21 protein-coding genes are annotated in these 14,739 nt (G+C 67.5%); 19 read left to right on the forward strand and 2 right to left on the reverse strand.

Annotation, left to right across the window (positions count from 1 at the left end):
• Positions 1-246 precede the first annotated feature (246 nt).
• A complete protein-coding gene (locus LV75_RS03200; RefSeq protein ID WP_253885102.1) occupies positions 247-576 on the forward strand; it encodes a permease in 330 nt (109 codons plus the stop codon).
• A gap of 474 nt (positions 577-1,050) precedes the next feature.
• Here the strand turns inward: LV75_RS03200 and LV75_RS03205 are convergent, their stop codons facing one another.
• Together LV75_RS03205 and LV75_RS03210 are read right to left on the reverse strand one after the other, a co-directional pair.
• Positions 1,051-1,914 (reverse strand): NAD(P)-dependent oxidoreductase, encoded by an 864-nt coding sequence (locus LV75_RS03205; RefSeq protein ID WP_253885452.1) that lies wholly within the window; start codon positions 1,912-1,914, stop codon positions 1,051-1,053.
• A gap of 56 nt (positions 1,915-1,970) precedes the next feature.
• Positions 1,971-2,864, reverse strand: coding sequence for an AAA family ATPase (locus LV75_RS03210; RefSeq protein ID WP_253885103.1), 894 nt, complete (start codon positions 2,862-2,864; stop codon positions 1,971-1,973).
• Positions 2,865-3,276: 412 nt separating this feature from the next.
• On the opposite strand from LV75_RS03210, the gene LV75_RS03215 reads away from it, so the two are divergent.
• From LV75_RS03215 to LV75_RS03300, 18 genes are all read left to right on the forward strand, one after another.
• Complete coding sequence (locus tag LV75_RS03215; RefSeq protein ID WP_253885104.1) at positions 3,277-3,726, forward strand: hypothetical protein; 450 nt, start codon at positions 3,277-3,279, stop codon at positions 3,724-3,726.
• 20 nt (positions 3,727-3,746) lie between these two features.
• Entirely contained in the window at positions 3,747-3,962 is a 216-nt protein-coding gene (locus LV75_RS03220) for a WhiB family transcriptional regulator (RefSeq protein ID WP_253885453.1), read from the forward strand.
• Positions 3,899-4,414, forward strand: a complete 516-nt coding sequence (locus LV75_RS03225) for a DUF3307 domain-containing protein (RefSeq protein ID WP_253885105.1) — start codon at positions 3,899-3,901, stop codon at positions 4,412-4,414. The genes LV75_RS03220 and LV75_RS03225 overlap by 64 nt, the downstream gene beginning before the upstream one ends.
• A 23-nt stretch (positions 4,415-4,437) precedes the next feature.
• Positions 4,438-4,845, forward strand: a complete 408-nt coding sequence (locus LV75_RS03230) for an RRQRL motif-containing zinc-binding protein (RefSeq protein WP_253885106.1) — start codon at positions 4,438-4,440, stop codon at positions 4,843-4,845.
• Between the two features lie 74 nt (positions 4,846-4,919).
• A complete protein-coding gene (locus tag LV75_RS03235) occupies positions 4,920-5,114 on the forward strand; it encodes a hypothetical protein (protein WP_253885107.1) in 195 nt (64 codons plus the stop codon).
• Between the two features lie 88 nt (positions 5,115-5,202).
• Positions 5,203-5,643 carry an NUDIX domain-containing protein gene (locus tag LV75_RS03240; RefSeq protein WP_253885108.1) on the forward strand — a complete coding sequence of 147 codons (441 nt, stop codon included), beginning with the start codon at positions 5,203-5,205 and terminating at the stop codon, positions 5,641-5,643.
• A 131-nt stretch (positions 5,644-5,774) separates the two neighbouring features.
• Entirely contained in the window at positions 5,775-6,278 is a 504-nt protein-coding gene (locus LV75_RS03245) for a zinc metalloprotease (RefSeq protein ID WP_253885109.1), read from the forward strand.
• Between the two features lie 111 nt (positions 6,279-6,389).
• A complete protein-coding gene (locus LV75_RS03250) occupies positions 6,390-6,608 on the forward strand; it encodes a hypothetical protein (protein ID WP_253885110.1) in 219 nt (72 codons plus the stop codon).
• A gap of 95 nt (positions 6,609-6,703) precedes the next feature.
• Positions 6,704-6,925: a hypothetical protein gene (locus tag LV75_RS03255; RefSeq protein WP_253885111.1), complete on the forward strand. Its 222-nt coding sequence runs from the start codon at positions 6,704-6,706 to the stop codon at positions 6,923-6,925.
• An 87-nt stretch (positions 6,926-7,012) separates the two neighbouring features.
• Positions 7,013-7,981 carry a hypothetical protein gene (locus LV75_RS03260; RefSeq protein ID WP_253885112.1) on the forward strand — a complete coding sequence of 323 codons (969 nt, stop codon included), beginning with the start codon at positions 7,013-7,015 and terminating at the stop codon, positions 7,979-7,981.
• The gene (locus LV75_RS03265; protein WP_253885113.1) at positions 7,978-10,248 is read left to right on the forward strand and encodes an FtsK/SpoIIIE domain-containing protein; all 2,271 of its coding nucleotides are present in this window, start codon (positions 7,978-7,980) and stop codon (positions 10,246-10,248) included. Before LV75_RS03260 ends, LV75_RS03265 begins: the two co-directional genes overlap by 4 nt.
• 238 nt (positions 10,249-10,486) lie before the next feature.
• Positions 10,487-10,771 carry a hypothetical protein gene (locus LV75_RS03270; protein ID WP_253885114.1) on the forward strand — a complete coding sequence of 95 codons (285 nt, stop codon included), beginning with the start codon at positions 10,487-10,489 and terminating at the stop codon, positions 10,769-10,771.
• A 26-nt stretch (positions 10,772-10,797) separates the two neighbouring features.
• Complete coding sequence (locus LV75_RS03275; RefSeq protein WP_253885115.1) at positions 10,798-11,001, forward strand: hypothetical protein; 204 nt, start codon at positions 10,798-10,800, stop codon at positions 10,999-11,001.
• Positions 11,002-11,110: 109 nt separating this feature from the next.
• A complete protein-coding gene (locus LV75_RS03280; protein ID WP_253885116.1) occupies positions 11,111-11,635 on the forward strand; it encodes an AAA family ATPase in 525 nt (174 codons plus the stop codon).
• Positions 11,632-12,633 carry a bifunctional DNA primase/polymerase gene (locus LV75_RS03285; protein WP_253885117.1) on the forward strand — a complete coding sequence of 334 codons (1,002 nt, stop codon included), beginning with the start codon at positions 11,632-11,634 and terminating at the stop codon, positions 12,631-12,633. The genes LV75_RS03280 and LV75_RS03285 overlap by 4 nt, the downstream gene beginning before the upstream one ends.
• Entirely contained in the window at positions 12,630-12,800 is a 171-nt protein-coding gene (locus tag LV75_RS03290) for a hypothetical protein (RefSeq protein WP_253885118.1), read from the forward strand. The genes LV75_RS03285 and LV75_RS03290 overlap by 4 nt, the downstream gene beginning before the upstream one ends.
• A gap of 1 nt (position 12,801) precedes the next feature.
• The gene (locus tag LV75_RS03295; protein WP_253885119.1) at positions 12,802-13,725 is read left to right on the forward strand and encodes a hypothetical protein; all 924 of its coding nucleotides are present in this window, start codon (positions 12,802-12,804) and stop codon (positions 13,723-13,725) included.
• Between the two features lie 72 nt (positions 13,726-13,797).
• Positions 13,798-14,730 (forward strand): deazapurine DNA modification protein DpdA family protein, encoded by a 933-nt coding sequence (locus LV75_RS03300; RefSeq protein WP_253885120.1) that lies wholly within the window; start codon positions 13,798-13,800, stop codon positions 14,728-14,730.
• The last annotated feature ends 9 nt before the right edge of the window (positions 14,731-14,739 follow it).

A 14,739-nucleotide genomic window follows, 5' to 3' on the forward strand; every position in this document is an offset into this window, starting at 1 on the left:
GCAACAGGGTCTCGGGGTGGTCATCCCCGCATACGCGGGGCTGTCCCGCCACCAACCTCACGGCGGAAACCGCCGCGACGTCATCCCTGCAGCCGCGGGGCTTGGGACGGCTAGTGGGTCCCCTGGTGGTTCCAGCCGGTGTCGGATGGGGTGCTGTCTGCCGTGCTCGGGGTGCCTAGACAGGGCTGGAGCCGGGGGGCTGCCCGCGCCCCAGGAACCTGCCGCCCGTTGCGGTACCGTCGACGCGTGGCGGAGGACCTGGAATCGCGTGTCGCAGCCCTGGAGGACCGCCTCAGGGCCCTAGATGAGCGCGTCCGTGCCAGCGAGCGAGACGCGGCAGCTGCGAGAGTGCTTGCAGGCGGCGCCGACCGCGACGTCTCCGAGATCCGAACCGACATCCGCGACCTTCGCCAAGCCACCACCAGCAGCTTCAACGCCATGCGCGAAGATCTGCACGACCTTCATTCCAACGCAGACGACAGTATGGCCGCGCTGCGCGGCAAACTCGACGCCTTATCGGCAGGCCAAGAGCAGATCACAAGCCTGCTGACCAGGCTCATCGAGCGTGAAGACTAGGAATCAGCTCGCGCCCTTCGTTCAAGGACCTTGCAGCCAAGGCGGCACGCCACCTGTGGTCGCCGGTTGCCCTTCCGGTAACTGGCTTCCCTCGACGTTGTCGAATACGTGCCCGCGCTCGGCAGCTGGGTGGCGCCATATCCCCGCAGCCCGGGCAGCCTCACATGTGCACGGGTGGCTAACTTCGCGCGTTTCCCACTGCCCTCCAGGTAGCTGTGTGGGCTGTGTCCATGTCATCACCCCAGTGTCTCGACAGACACGACAGGCCGAACCAGCGGCGGCTGGTGGACTGGCGTCAGGCTGACTCATCCCGGAACCTCCCCGATCCCCCCGCACCGCCCACAGGCACCGCGCGGGCTGCCGTCGTCATCGCTCTCGTCCTCTGGTGGGTCATCAAGCCCCGATCCGTGGCAGGTTGGGCAGGTCTTCACGCCATCTACGGTGACACGCGATCTCTTATAATGCCAGCCCGCTTTATCCCGTCTCCAGATTCTTCGATAGGAATTGCCTAACTCGACTGGTGGCGACTGCGTAGCACAAACTATTGGTGCCAGGTACGGTCCGGGCGGAATGTGGGCTAATTATGACACCAGACGCCTTCCACAGTGGATGTTCAGGTGGCAGGGGCTCAGGGTCGGTAACGTCAAGTGCGGCAGTTAGGCGGCCCTGTTGCAACTCTGCTAGGAGTGCGCTGGTCTCGACTACCTGCCCTCTGCTTGCGTTAACGAGCAGCGCGCCGTCGTCCATCCTAGCGAGGAACTTGCTGTCAACAAGTCCTAGGGTTGCTTCAGTAAGCGGCGTCGTGATTACCACTACACGATGTCCGGGAATTAGGCTCGTAAGTTCACTCGTGCCATGTACACCTTGTCTGGCGGACCTGCCCACGAGCGTTGTGTGCGCACCGAACGCGGCAAGTTTAGTTGCTGTCGCTCTACCGATGTTTCCTGCTCCAACCAGAAGGACTCGATTCTCGGCGAGAGTGTCAGCACTGAACTTGCGGTGTGCCCAAACCTGCTGGTCTTGAAATCGTACAAGCGATGGCCATTGGCGAAGCTGTGTCAGGATGGCGGACAAGATCCACTCTGAGACCGGGCCTGCATGCGCGTCGCCAGCATTGCTTACCTCAATTCCTGCGCTGACATGAGGCGCCCATTCGTCCGTTCCGGCGGTCAATAGCTGCACGAGTTGAAGTAAGGGTAGTTTGGGTAGCAGTCTTATCGGGCGATGACTGCCTCGATATGGAGGTATCAAGACACTGGCTGTGCGCTGCTCGGGCGTCAGGTCCGACGAACCTGGGTCGTACCGGATCACTTCGACCCCAGCTATGGCGACCAGCATCTCACTTCCGACTTGGTCGTCCTCCTCGGAGCTCACCAGCACGCGTAGCTTCTCAGTCACTTTGCCTCACCTAGGACGTACGAGACCAGTGTGCTGGCTTGCTCCCGTAGAGGATTTCCCGATGCGCTGTTGTCGACCAAGAAGTGGGCAATATTCGGCCGGAAGTCTACATCAATAGAGGCGGCATATTCTGGCCAGTTGTCAAGTTTCGACGCGTCCCGCGCTGCGCTGCGATGTCTAATGTATGTATGCATTGTGTCAATGTCGCAGTACACCCACACAACTGTGACCTTTGCACCTAGTGAATCGTATAGCGTGCGCATCCGGTTTACCCAGGCATCGTCTTTAAGTTCGCGTATGAATGGCGCTGTCACGATAGCCGAGTTTCCACACTGGACGTTCTCGGTTACGGCACTTCGAAGCGCCTCGTATTCGCGCGGTCGAATTTGTGTAAGATAGCTCTTCGACTCTCGATCGTTGGGGGAGCATCCCATAACTTGTAGTGCTGCCTCGACAACGGGGCGTGTTAGAGTGTCCTTGTCTAGTATTGGCCATCCGATACGTCGTGCGAGGATGCGACCAAGCTCGGTTTTTCCACTTCCGGCATAGCCGCCGATCATCAGAACATTCGGATTTGGCATGCGCAATATGGAGTGCTGCTCTTGCTGTGGCGCCACTACTTTGCGTCCAGATCGGGGGCGACTTTCAACTAGGCCGTTCGCGATTAGTATTTTCATCGCCTCGTTGATTGTAAAGACGCTTACCCCCCACTGTTTCGCCAATTCCCGAGTAGTTTTCAAGGTCTCGTCGTGGCGAAGTCTGCCAGCCTCAATGTCGTTCTGAATATTGCGCGCCACCTGCTGGTGGAGTGACTCCGAGCGCGAGAGTCGGGGCTGGTCGTCTGCCATGAGACTCCGATGCTTGTCCGCCGGGTCGGTCTGCTCAGACATCCTACCAGTTGCCTAACAGGCTTGATGGATGCATCACCGCAGGTAGAGGCCTGTTTTGCGCAAAGTTGGACCTAACAGTTGACCTGAAGAGCTAACAACTGTTAGCTTCAGCTGGTCGAGCTGACGCAGCGTGCAAAACAGGGAAGAGGTGTGAAGTGGATCACTCGGCTCACTTCCCCGACGGCCTCTCTGAGGCGGTCGTGGATGCGTTGGTGGAGGAGGTGGACAGGCATGTGGTGCCGACTCGGTATGTGCCGCCGCTGTATGTGGATCGGGAAGCCGCACTGCGGCGGCAGCGTCGTCAGCAGCAGCGGGTGTTGGCGCGAGTGTCTAGGACCACGCGGTGCCCGTTCTGTCAGTGCCCTGGTGGTCATGCCCCGAGCTGCCCGCGTGGCGGGTCGGGGGTGGCGGCGTGAGTTACAGGTCCATGGTTGCTGGTGTCGCCGCTGTGTCTGCGTTGCTCGATGAGCATGTGAACGCGCCGCCTCTGGTCGGTGTGATCGTGCAGTCGTCGATGGCGGTAGACAGGGCTGAGGTGCTTCTGCAGGTAGGGGACTCGTTGGCGGACGTTGCCGAGTGGGCGCGTCTATTGGGCTCTCCGGTCGCGATGCGGGTCGCTGAACAGTTTGTCGAGGTGTCGGCCAGGGCGATGTTGCGCAGGGACGGGTTCTTGGCGCCCGTGCGGGTGTGGAGCCACTTGGATGACGTCGAGTTGAGGGCGTTGGCAGTGGTTGCCGGATTGGTGTTCAAGGCGGGCGTTGACGTCGGTTCGTGGGTGGAGATCGAGGCTCACGTGGCGGTGGAGGCAGCTGCGGCAGCTGCCGCGGATCGGCCTTGGTTCTCGGGGCGGGCTGCGTCGTGAGCGCGGCCGACTCGGGGTGGATGGCTGATGCGCTGTGTGCCGAGACGGATCCGGACGCGTTTCACCCGGAGCGCGCGAATCCCGACGGGGCTGCGCGGCGGGTGTGTCAGCGCTGTGACGTGCAGGCAGCTTGCCTGGCGTACGCGCTGGCCACGGGGCAGTCCGAGGGCGTGTGGGGCGGGACGTCACCTGCTCAGCGCCGCAGGATGCGTCTGGCGAAGGTGGTGCACCGGTGAGCGCGGCGGCGGTGACGTTCGCGGTGGTGTTGCCGGGTTTGTTGGTGGCGCATCACGTCGGTGATCACTGGGTGCAGACCGATTATCAGGCGGCGAACAAGGGTCGTCGGGATCGTCGGGGTCGGGTGGCGTGTCTGGCGCATGTGGCGTCGTACACCGGTGTCACCGCGGTGACGGTGGCGCTGTTGTGGTGGCGGCTGGGGTTGCCGGTGTCGGTGCTCGGGTTTGTGTTGGGTCAGTTGGTGAGTGCGGTGACGCACTACTGGGCCGACCGTCGGTTCACGCTGGCGTGGTTGATTCGGGTCACCGGCCGGGCTCGGTTCGCGGGGATGGGCACGCCTCGTGTGGGGTGCGACGACAACCCGTGTCTCGGCACTGGGGCGTATGCGCTGGATCAGTCGTGGCATCAGGCGTGGTTGTTCGTGGCGGCGTTGTTGACGGCGGGGTTGTGATGGGCGGCCGCCAGTATCCGTGGGTGTTGGCCTCGGTGCCGTGGTCGGATGCCACGGCGTTCACCCGGGGTACGCATCTGGGTTTGCCGTTGGTGTCATGGGGGATCGCGCCCCGGGACCTGGTGGCCACGCGCCGGCAGCTGCGGGCGATGGGGTTGCGTCCCAACGGCCAGGAACCGGTGGCCTATCTGTACTTCTACTGCCGTCGGGCGGGCAAGAAGGTGTTCGCCGAGCTGTTCCTGATCAGCAAATCAGCGCCGCACCGTCCGGCGACACCGGCCCAACACACCGCGATCGCCAAGGCCAACCTCGCCAAGCGCATCTGCCGGACCTGTGGGCGCGACGCGGGTTATGTCGTGCCGCTCGAAACCCGCCAGTGCACCGACTGCTGGCTCGCTGAACAGTCCACTCCGGAGCCGATGGCGGCCTGACCAGGCCCAGCCTCGGCGTTTCCGGCCGCAGCCCTGGCACAACAGACCGATCACATCACACGGAAGGTGAACCGATGAGTCTCTTGAAGAGCGCGGCCCGCGCGTTGACTCCGACGGCGCAGGTGGAGCGTGAGCAGCGGCGCGAGGATTCCCAGTGCGAGGCCCAGCCCGGGGGTCGGCAGTGCCGCCGGAAGAAGCACCGGCGGGCGGGCGGTAGCTGCGGCAGGCCCGCGTGCGCGGCGTGGGTGTTGCAGCGCGACGGCGACTGATTCCCCCTGGTCAGGCGGTCACTCCGGCAAAGACTGCCCGCCTGGCCAGGGTTCCCAACCACCACTCCAACCAGAGGAGCAACAAACAATGGCGAGCAAGAGCGACGACGTCAAGCTGACCGCCGACGCGGTCGTGTTCGCCCAGAAGGGCGGCGAATGGAACCTCCTGCTGATCCAGCGGCGTTGGAAGCCGTTCGCGGGTCTCTGGGCCCTGCCCGGCGGCCACATCGAGCCGGGGGAGGACACGCGAATCGCGGCAGAACGAGAGCTGAAGGAGGAGACCGGGATCATCCTGCCTCGCACCGCGGTGCGGGTCGGCGTGTACAACGCGCCCGGGCGTGACCCACGTGGCCGCTACGAGACCCATGCGTACGCGGCGAAGTTGAACACCATGCCGGCCCCGGTCGCGGCGGACGACGCCAAGGCGGCCCGATGGGAGCCGCTGAGCAAGGTCACCGCTTCCTCGCTGGCGTTCGACCACAGCCGGATCGTGGCTGACGCCATGCGCCGACTCGGCATCCGTACCTGATTTCCCCTGGCCAGGCGGTCACTCCGGCAAAGACTGCCCGCCTGGCCAGGGTTCCCAACCACCAGTCACCAAGGACCAGTGGAGACATCAATGCTAGCGATACCGCGCAAGCCCTCCGTGCAGGGTGGGTGGTGAGGATGCTTGACCTGACCGATGAGCAGATCAGGGCGGTGCTGGCGCACCACGAGGCCGCACACGCGGTGATCATGGTGCGCGCGGGCGACCAGGTCCGCTCCGTCTGGGTCAGGCGGTCGCTCGGCGGGTCGTACCGCGGCCGCACCGAGCGGGCGGGGAGATCCCTGCTGGGCCCGGATGAGTGGGCGATCAGCGCGCTCGCCGGTCCCGAGGGCAGCGCACTGTGGGCCACCGAGGCACTCGGCATGAGCCTCGGCGCCGCCAGGATCGCCACAGCCCGCACCGGGCGGGGCGACGTCGCCGACGCCCGCGACTACCTGCACAGGAAGAACGCCACGCTCTCGATGCCCCAAGCGACTCGGGCCGCGCAGGGCCAGGTCGCGGGGGAGTGGCGCCACATCAAGGCCGTCGCTATGGAGATCCTCGCCCACGGCCGGGTGCCCGGCGACAAGGTCCGGGCCCTGGCTGGGCCGCCGCGCACCTCGCGAGGCAGGCGATGACGCCACCGATCACCACCGACGACGACTACGACGACCTGTGCGAATGCCGCTGTGAGCGGCTGCCCGGCACTCACACCGCGGGCCAATGCTCGCAATGACGAAGGGAAAGTGATGGCCAAGTACTCGATCACCGGCAGGAACGACAACGGGAACGTGCACGTCACCCTCAGCGACAACGTGCCTGCGGCACTGCGAGCGGCCGGGGACGAATACGACCGCCTGAAGGCCAAGGGCAAAGACCCCTCCGGCGCAGTCCGGAAGTTCGTCGCCGCGCTCCGCCGTGCTGGTGCGCACGACGTGGCCGACATGTTCAGGCCCGAGTACCAGTAGCCACAGTCCTGCCCTGGTCCGGCGGTCACTCCGGCAAAGACTGCCCGCCGGACCAGGGCTCCCGACCGCCAACCCAGAACGGACAGAGATCTCGGATGCCGGGCAGATTCACGCTCAAAGTGCGGATGTGGGCTGGGTACCAGAGCATCGAGATCATCGGTAGGGCGCCCGTGTCACTGGAAGCGCATGTGGCCAAGGTCAACCGTCTAACGGCCAAGGGCAAGGACAGCTCTCGCGCCGTCGACGCCCTGATCGCTTGGCTACGCCGCCACGGCAGGCCCGGTGAGGCCGCCTTCATTGCCACCAACTACCAGTAGCGAAAGTCCCCTGGTCCGGCGTTCACTCCGGCAAGACTGCACGCCGGACCAGGGTTCCCAACCACCAACCAAGGGAGTGGAACCCCCATGCGCGACTCCGAATCCAGTGGGTCCGTTGTAGACCGACTTGCCACGCAGGCTGCTGAGGCGGCGCAGGTTCGGGCGTTGACCACGCACCCGGATGTGGTCGCGTTGCGAGTGGAGAAAGTCCGGGCCCAGGTTGACGTGTTGATGTGGCTGGGGATCGGGCTCGGGTTGGCGTTCACGATGGTCAATGTGCAGGTGTTCGCCGCCGCCGGTGCCGCGCTGTTCTCGCTGGCGTGGTGCGCGGCGTGGCTGTTGGACCCGATGGTGTCGCTGGTGTTGATCGCGGTGCTGCGTGCCGAGCAGATCACCGCCCGGTGGCAGGTCCCGGTCACCGGACCGTGGGCGTGGCGCACCAAGGTGTTCGCGTTCGCCGGCACCTACACGATGAACACGTGGTCGTCCTGGGCGCAGCTGCACGCGGCGGGGATCGTGCTGCACTCGGTGCCCCCGGTTCTGGTGCTGGCGGCCGCCGAGGCGGGACCGTACCTGCGTGACCGGCTGACCGAGGCGGTGCTGCTCGCGGCGCGGTCCCCGCTGCCCAGCCAGTCCACGCCCCCCGTGGTTCCAGCCTCCCCTCACGCCCCAGAGACCGTGAGCGGCCCGGCGGATGTCTCCGCCCCGTCGCCGGTGGACGTCTCGCAGGCGGCCCTCACAGCACCCGAGGCTGGAACCGGCGGGGGAGTGGAGCAGCCTCCCACTATCGTGTCCGCCCCTCGTTCGCAGGCGCGCAGCCCCCGACGCCAGGCCCCGGTGGAGACCGGTCGTAGGCGCCTGCTGTCGGACTTCACCGACCAGGCCCGGGCCGCCCTCACGGCGGACACGCACCTGACCCCCGCATGGGTTCGAGCGACCACCGGCTGCTCGCGCAGCGTCTCCACCAAGGTCGCCGCCGCCCTGCGCGCCGAGCGTGACGCCTCGAACCCCGAAAGCGGGTTGAGCAGCGTCGACACCATCAGGGACGCGGCATGAGCACCCCACGCGAAGACACCCACGGCACCCACGATGAGCCGGGGGGCAGGGTGATCCCGCTGCGCCCTGAACCGGTCTCCTCCCCGGACGTCACCCCGCCGCCGGGCACGGCGGTCGAACGCGCCGAGATCGCCGCCGAACTGCTCACCCCCGCCGAGTCGGACGCGGTCACCCGCCGTCTCCCGGCAGGCGCTCGACACGCGGGCACGGTGCGACTGCTGCCCGCACGCACCCTGGCCGCGCTGGGCACGGCGCGGCGCTCCCCCCGAGTCCTGGCGGTGATCCGAGTGAGCGTGGTGACGTTGCAGGGCGGCAGGTCGTGGGCGGTTCGCGCCTGGGACGCGGGCACCCACGGGGTGTACCGCCGCCAGATCCGAGCGGCGGAAGCCCTCGGCGACCAGGACTTGGTACGCAACTGGGTCCAGGCCCGTGAAGAGGCCGTCGAGCGGCGCCACGCGCGTCTGATGAACCTGCCGAAGCTCGCGGTCGGGCTGCTCAAGGTCGTGCTCGGCGGCGCCCTCGGCGTGGTCGTGTTCGTCCTCGTCATCGCGGGCATGGCACAGCTCTCGGGTGCGGGCACCTTCGCCGGGGTCATCGCCGGCGTGCTGGACTTCGTCGGGTTCCTGTTCTGGCTGATCGCCGTCGCGTGGACCCCGGTGCTGCTCGGCGCCCCGGTGGCGGTGCTCTACGGCGCCTACCGCGAAGGTTCCCGCCGCGCGGAGCCACCCCAGTGGGTCCGTCCTCCCGAGCGGCGCCGCACCCGCGACGGAGAGATGATCACCCCTTCGGTCGTGGTCACTGCGCTGCGCGACCTCGGGATCGGCCCGCTGCGCAAGGCCATCACAGCGATGCCCGACGCCGGGGCGGCCATGCTGGGCCCGATCACCCTCGCCGGGTGCGGTGTCGAGGTCGACGTCCTGCTCCCCAAAGGCGTGTCCACCAACGAAGTGCAGGGCCGACACCGCAAGCTGGCCGAGAACCTCGACCGCCACCAGCACGAGGTGTTCATCACCATCCCCACCGCGGCCCGCACCGTGCGGCTGTGGATCGCCGATTCCGGTGCCCTCGACGAACCGATCGGGCCGTCCCCGCTGGTGATCGACGAGAGCCTGACCGCCGACTACTACACCGGCCGCGCCCCCTGGGGCCAGGACCTGCGCGGCGACGCGGCCTCGGTGTCGCTGTTCCAGATGCACCTGCTGATCACCGGACTGTCCAATCAGGGCAAAACCGCCGCCCTGCGTGCTCTGGCACTGTGGTTGGCGCAGTGCAAGCACGTCGAGTTCCGCGTGGCCGACCTCAAGGGCGTCGGTGACTGGCGCATGTTCGACGGCATCGCCACCACCCTCATCCAGGGCCCCACCGACGACCACGTCATCGCCGCCACCGAGATGCTCGAAGCCGCAGTGGCGGAGATGGACCGCCGCATCGCAGCCTTGGAGGCATCGGGTGCCACCGACGGCATCACCCGGGACATGGCCTACCGCCCCGGCAGCGGTTTCCACCCGCTCGTGCTGCTCGTGGACGAAGCCCAGGTGGCGTTCATGTGCCCGGCCATCGGCGACGACAAGCGCCCCTACGGCGGGTCCAAGGCCACCAGCCGCTACTTCATGGCCACCCGCAAGATCCAGAACCAGGGCCGCGCGGTCAACATCGGGCTCTGGCAAGGCACCCAGGACCCAACCGACCGGAACCTGCCCAAACTGGTCCGTGAAGGCGCCCACCTGCGCATCTCCCTGGCCCTGGGCACCGAGGAACAAGGCCGCATGGCCCTGGGAGACAAGGCCATCGACAGCGGCGCGGCACCGCACCACCTGCGCGCCGGACTGGACAAGGGCACCGTCGTGGCCACCGGCCCCGGCTTCACCGTCCCACAGGGACAGTCCTCGATCATCGTGCGAACCCACTTCATCGACGGCAAGGACAGTGCCGCCCTCGCCGACCGCGCCCGGGCACTGCGCGATGGCCTCACCACCACCGACGGCACCACCGAACCGGCAGCCCCGCTGGACCTGCTCACCGACGTCGCCACCGTCCTCAACGGACACCGGCGGATGCGCACCCAGGAAGTCCTGGCAGCCCTCACCGTCCATGACCCGCGCTACCGCACCTGGACCTTCGCCGACCTCACCAACGCACTCCCCGAGACGGCCAAGCCCTACAAGACCGCCGGACACATGCAAATCAGCGCCGCACGCATCGACGAAGCCGTCACCGAACGTGACGAAATCGGCGACATCGACCCCGACGACCAGGGAGACGACTAGGGAGGCAGGGAGTTCTCCCTAACGCCCTCCCCAGCCCGCCTCCCTCGTCTGAGCTGCGCGACCGCCCCTCGGGGAGGCAGTCGACAGGCAACGCACGGACCTGCGAAAACCTGACAAATACAGGACTGGACGCACCTGCACAGCCTCCCTCGCGTCCTCACGCGCCCATCGACTCTCACGGAGAGTAGTCGATTCTCGAGAGTTCATCCCACACCCGCAACACCGACAGGAGAAGCGCATGTCAGTAGACACCCGATGGGAAAAGGCCATCAAGGATGCGATCGAGAGCCTCGCCCGCAAACAGGGTGACTGGGTCGGCATGGTCGATCTGCGCCGCATCCTCGACGGCCGAGGCACTTCCCGCGCCGCACAGGACAGCCACCTCAAGCGACTGTCCGCCGCCCGCAAACTGCACCTCGCGCCGGAGTCCAACCGCAAGGCACTGCGCGACAGGCACCACGAAGCCGCCGTGACCGTCGGTGGCGAGCCCTGCCACATCGTCGCCTGGGACTACCACCAGTGATCACCCCGCCAATCACAGGAGATCCCATGAGCACCAGCAATCAGGCCGGCAACAAGGCCGTGCGCATCACCGTCCGAGTGGAGGGCCGCTGCGGCAACAACCACTTGGTCTCCCACAACCTGATCATCAATGTCCCTTCGGGCAGTCGTGGCTTCGCCGACGCCACGACCGACTGCCCCACCTGCAAGTCCAAGGTCGACATGGTCGGCAGCTTCACCACCCCCGCCTGAGTCCGCCACGCGGCTACACCCGCCACTAGGCGAAGTCTGGCTCATCTCCGTGCGGGCGGGTACCTCGCCCGCCCGCACGGGCCCCCCTTTCCCGCTCTTGGAGGTTGCCGTGGACGACATACGGAGGGGTACCACCATGCACATCGACCTGCCTGATCACTGTGTCGTGCTCATGGCCGGGGCCAGCGGGGCGGGTAAGTCCACCCTGGCCCGGGGCATCGCCCGCACCGCGGTCCCTGAGACGGTGATCGAGTCCTACGATCGTTGGCGGCAGCTGCTGACCGGCGACCCGCACGAGCAGTCGGCCACCCCCGGTGCTGTCGGGGCCGTCCATACGATCCTGGACGCGGCGTGTCTGTCGGGGCGGTTGTCGATGGTGGTGGACGGTACCCACAGCACCCCCACCGAACGGGCCGCTGTCCTCGACATCGCCACCCGGCACCAGGTCCCGGTCGTGTTGGTGGCGGTGTTGACGCCACTGCGGGTGTGCCTGGCCCGTCAGGACAGCCGTGCCCGGCCGGTGCCCGCCGATACCGTGACACGCCAGTTCAGCAACCTCATGGACGGGATCGCCACCGTCCACACCGAGGGATTCGCCGCCGTGCACCTGACCACCGGGGTCGGTGGGCGATGAACGGTCATGCCGACAGCCTGCTCACCGCCGCCCTGGACGCGGCCGCGCGGGGGTGGCATGTGTTCCCGCTGCGCGCGGGCAGCAAGATCCCCGCGCTGCACGGTCACCGCGGCTGCCCCCGCACCGGCCCTTGCCGGGATGGGCACCGGGGATGGGAGCAGCGGGCCACCACCGACCCCGACCGGATCTGCGCCGCCTGGTCGATCAGGCCGTTCAACATCGGTGTCGCCACCGGCCCCAGCGGCCTGGTGGTGGTCGACCTCGACGTCCCGAAAGCGGCGGGCGAGACGGCCCCGGACGGCTGGAACCAGGCGGGGATCACCGATGGGGCCGACGTGTTCGCGGCCGTGTGCACCGACCTGGGGCACCCGGTGCCGTGGGACACCCTGACCGTGCGGACCCCCTCGGGTGGCACTCACCTCTACTTCGCCGCCCCGGCCGGGATCGAGCTGCGCAACACCGAGGGCACCACCGGCACCGGGTTGGGCTGGAAGGTCGACACCCGCGCCCACGGCGGCTACGTCGTCGGCCCCGGCTCGACAACCCCCGCCGGGATCTACCGGCTGATCGAGGACACCACGGTCGCGCCCCTGCCGAACTGGCTCACCACCCGACTCACCCCACCCCCGCCGCCGGTCCCGGCCACCGCGGCCCCCACACCGGGGTCTACCCGGCTGCCCGCCTATGTGGACGCCGCCGTCCGGGGCGAGTGCGACCACGTCACCGCCGCCCAACCCGGCAACCACGGCAAAACCCTGTTCGCCGCCGCCGTGGTACTCGGGGGCCTGGTCGGCGCGGGAGCCCTCCCCCTGGCTCAAGCCGAGAACGCGCTGCACACCGCCGCCGCCCACATGATCACCGGGAAGTGCACGTGCACCGACCGCGAAGTCCGACGCACCATCACCAACGGCCTACGAGCAGGCACCACCCGCCCCCGCACGCTACCCACCACCGGGCAGGCGCAGTCCGCATTGTGGGGCGGCGGTGCGGCGGCATGACCGCCGCCGCCCGGCAGCTGCCGGAGTTCCTGTTGGGGCCGTACCAGCCCGCGCATCTGCCCACCGCGCTCGCAGAGTGCTTGGGGCAGGGGTGGTTCGTCGTGTCCGACTGGGACACCGTCACCACCTACGCCATCCGAAACCCCCAGACCACAAAGGGGACGTGACATGTGTCGAGCTGGCGGGCCGCGCTGCTCCGGAAGCCACAGCAACGGCCGCGCCACCCAGACCACCCGCAAAGCCGTCTCCCGCGCCCGTGCCGCGCTCAAGGCCGCGACCGCCGCCGGTGACGTCGAGGCCATCGACAACGCCCGCGCCCGGCTGGTCACCGCCCAGTCGGCCCACCAACAGGTCAAGGACATCGCCGTGGACCACCAGCACGAAGAACCGGCAAGCCAGGACGAGGAAGCGGCAGGTAGTGGCGGGGACGTGACCGACCCGCCCGACCGCGACCGCGACGACGACCGCAACCGTGAGCGTGCGGCGTTCTACGCCCACCCCCAGGTTCGGCAGTGGCTACGCGACCCGCTGATCCGAAGTGGCGCGATGACGCTGGAAGACCGCGCCCGCGAGTGGAACGCGCACCCGTTGGTGCAAGTCGGGCTTGTCCGTCCCATCGCCATCCCAGGCCAGGGCGGGGACGTGACCGACCAGCCCCACACCCGCCCCGACCCGACACCACAGCCGGAGAAGCCCCGACCGCGACCGCACGAGACACCCGGCGGGCAGTCGTACACCAGGACATCGACATACCGCGTCGGTGGTGACCGAGACCGGCCCGGCGACACCGTCCACGTCACCAACATCGTCACCGGGAACGTCCAGGTCGGCAGTCAACACGACGTGGTCTACGGCGACGTGACCATCGTCAACGGCGAGTTCATCGACGACGCCACCCAGCAGCACCGACCCTCACCGGCCCCCGGCACGCCCGACAAGAGCCAGCGCCCCGCGCCGCCCCACCGGACACGCCGCTCCGGGGACACCGCAGAGGTCCACAACACCATCGGCGACGGCGAACGGGTGGAGCAGCAGATCGGCATCGTCATGGGCCGCACCCGCCGGTACCGCAACGGTCGCCCTGTCGACTAGGTCGCCCAGGTCATGGCAGGGACGTGACCCACGCCGACCGATCGGAACTGTCCACTTCACAAGGGAGGCCGCGTGATCACCACGACTGATTTGTTCTGTGGGGCCGGGCGATCCGGTCTCGGGGTCGCCGCCGTCACCGGGATCCGGCAGCTGCCGGAGTTCCTGTTAGGGCTGCACCAGCCCGCGCACCTGCAGGTGGCCGGGGTGCCCGCGTTCGTGTCCGACACCCGGCTACGCGACCGCAAGAACTTCCCCCGCGCCATCGCCCGGGTCTGCTACGACTCCGGCGGGTTCTCCGAGCTGAAGAAACACGGCACCTGGACCGTGTCCCCAGCCGAGTACGTGGCCCGGCTCTACCGCTACCGCGACGAAATCGGCCACATGGGCTGGGCCGCCCCGCAGGACTGGATGTGCGAGCCGTGGATCCTCTCCGGCGGCTGGCACCACGGCCAGCACTACGCCGGAACCCGACTCTCCGTCACCGCGCACCAGGAACGCACCGTCGACAACTGGGTCACCCTCAACAACCTGGCCCCGGACCTGAACATCATCCCCGTCGTGCAGGGCTGGGACATCGGCGAACACGAACGCTGCGCCGACCTGTACTGGACGCGGCACCGCATCGACCTCACCGACACCACCCGATTCCCCCTCATCGGCGTGGGCAGCGTCTGCCGCCGCCAAGGCACCCACGACGCCGGACACCTACTGCGTCGCCTGCACGCACGCGGCCTGACCCGCCTGCACGGCTTCGGATTCAAAACCCTGGCCTACATCCGCCACGCCGACCTCATCACCTCCGGCGACTCCATGGCCTGGTCCGACGACGCCCGCAAAGCCGCCCGCGAACACCCCGGAAACCGACTCACCCTGTGCGGCACCACCCACCCCAACGGCGCCAAGAACTGCGCCAACTGCCTCCCCTACGCCCAGCAATGGCGCAACCGCTTGCTCACCGCCACCCACAACGCCTGGCCCGCAAAAACAGCAGCCGCAGCGGCCTGAACAGGACAC

The sequence above is a fragment of the Actinokineospora diospyrosa genome (assembly GCF_024171925.1).
Taxonomy (GTDB): domain Bacteria; phylum Actinomycetota; class Actinomycetes; order Mycobacteriales; family Pseudonocardiaceae; genus Actinokineospora; species Actinokineospora diospyrosa.

What these genes read in the sequence shown, in the direction of transcription:
- LV75_RS03220 (WP_253885453.1), top strand. Translation starts at nt 3,747, where the DNA reads ATGGCTGATGCGCTGTGTGCCGAGACGGATCCGGACGCGTTTCACCCG.
- LV75_RS03285 (WP_253885117.1), top strand. Translation starts at nt 11,632, where the DNA reads ATGAACGGTCATGCCGACAGCCTGCTCACCGCCGCCCTGGACGCGGCC.
- LV75_RS03210 (WP_253885103.1), bottom strand. Translation starts at nt 2,864, where the DNA reads ATGTCTGAGCAGACCGACCCGGCGGACAAGCATCGGAGTCTCATGGCA.
- LV75_RS03250 (WP_253885110.1), top strand. Translation starts at nt 6,390, where the DNA reads ATGGCCAAGTACTCGATCACCGGCAGGAACGACAACGGGAACGTGCAC.
- LV75_RS03255 (WP_253885111.1), top strand. Translation starts at nt 6,704, where the DNA reads ATGCCGGGCAGATTCACGCTCAAAGTGCGGATGTGGGCTGGGTACCAG.
- LV75_RS03265 (WP_253885113.1), top strand. Translation starts at nt 7,978, where the DNA reads ATGAGCACCCCACGCGAAGACACCCACGGCACCCACGATGAGCCGGGG.
- LV75_RS03235 (WP_253885107.1), top strand. Translation starts at nt 4,920, where the DNA reads ATGAGTCTCTTGAAGAGCGCGGCCCGCGCGTTGACTCCGACGGCGCAG.
- LV75_RS03270 (WP_253885114.1), top strand. Translation starts at nt 10,487, where the DNA reads ATGTCAGTAGACACCCGATGGGAAAAGGCCATCAAGGATGCGATCGAG.
- LV75_RS03260 (WP_253885112.1), top strand. Translation starts at nt 7,013, where the DNA reads ATGCGCGACTCCGAATCCAGTGGGTCCGTTGTAGACCGACTTGCCACG.
- LV75_RS03240 (WP_253885108.1), top strand. Translation starts at nt 5,203, where the DNA reads ATGGCGAGCAAGAGCGACGACGTCAAGCTGACCGCCGACGCGGTCGTG.
- LV75_RS03275 (WP_253885115.1), top strand. Translation starts at nt 10,798, where the DNA reads ATGAGCACCAGCAATCAGGCCGGCAACAAGGCCGTGCGCATCACCGTC.
- LV75_RS03290 (WP_253885118.1), top strand. Translation starts at nt 12,630, where the DNA reads ATGACCGCCGCCGCCCGGCAGCTGCCGGAGTTCCTGTTGGGGCCGTAC.
- LV75_RS03295 (WP_253885119.1), top strand. Translation starts at nt 12,802, where the DNA reads ATGTGTCGAGCTGGCGGGCCGCGCTGCTCCGGAAGCCACAGCAACGGC.
- LV75_RS03205 (WP_253885452.1), bottom strand. Translation starts at nt 1,914, where the DNA reads ATGCTGGTCGCCATAGCTGGGGTCGAAGTGATCCGGTACGACCCAGGT.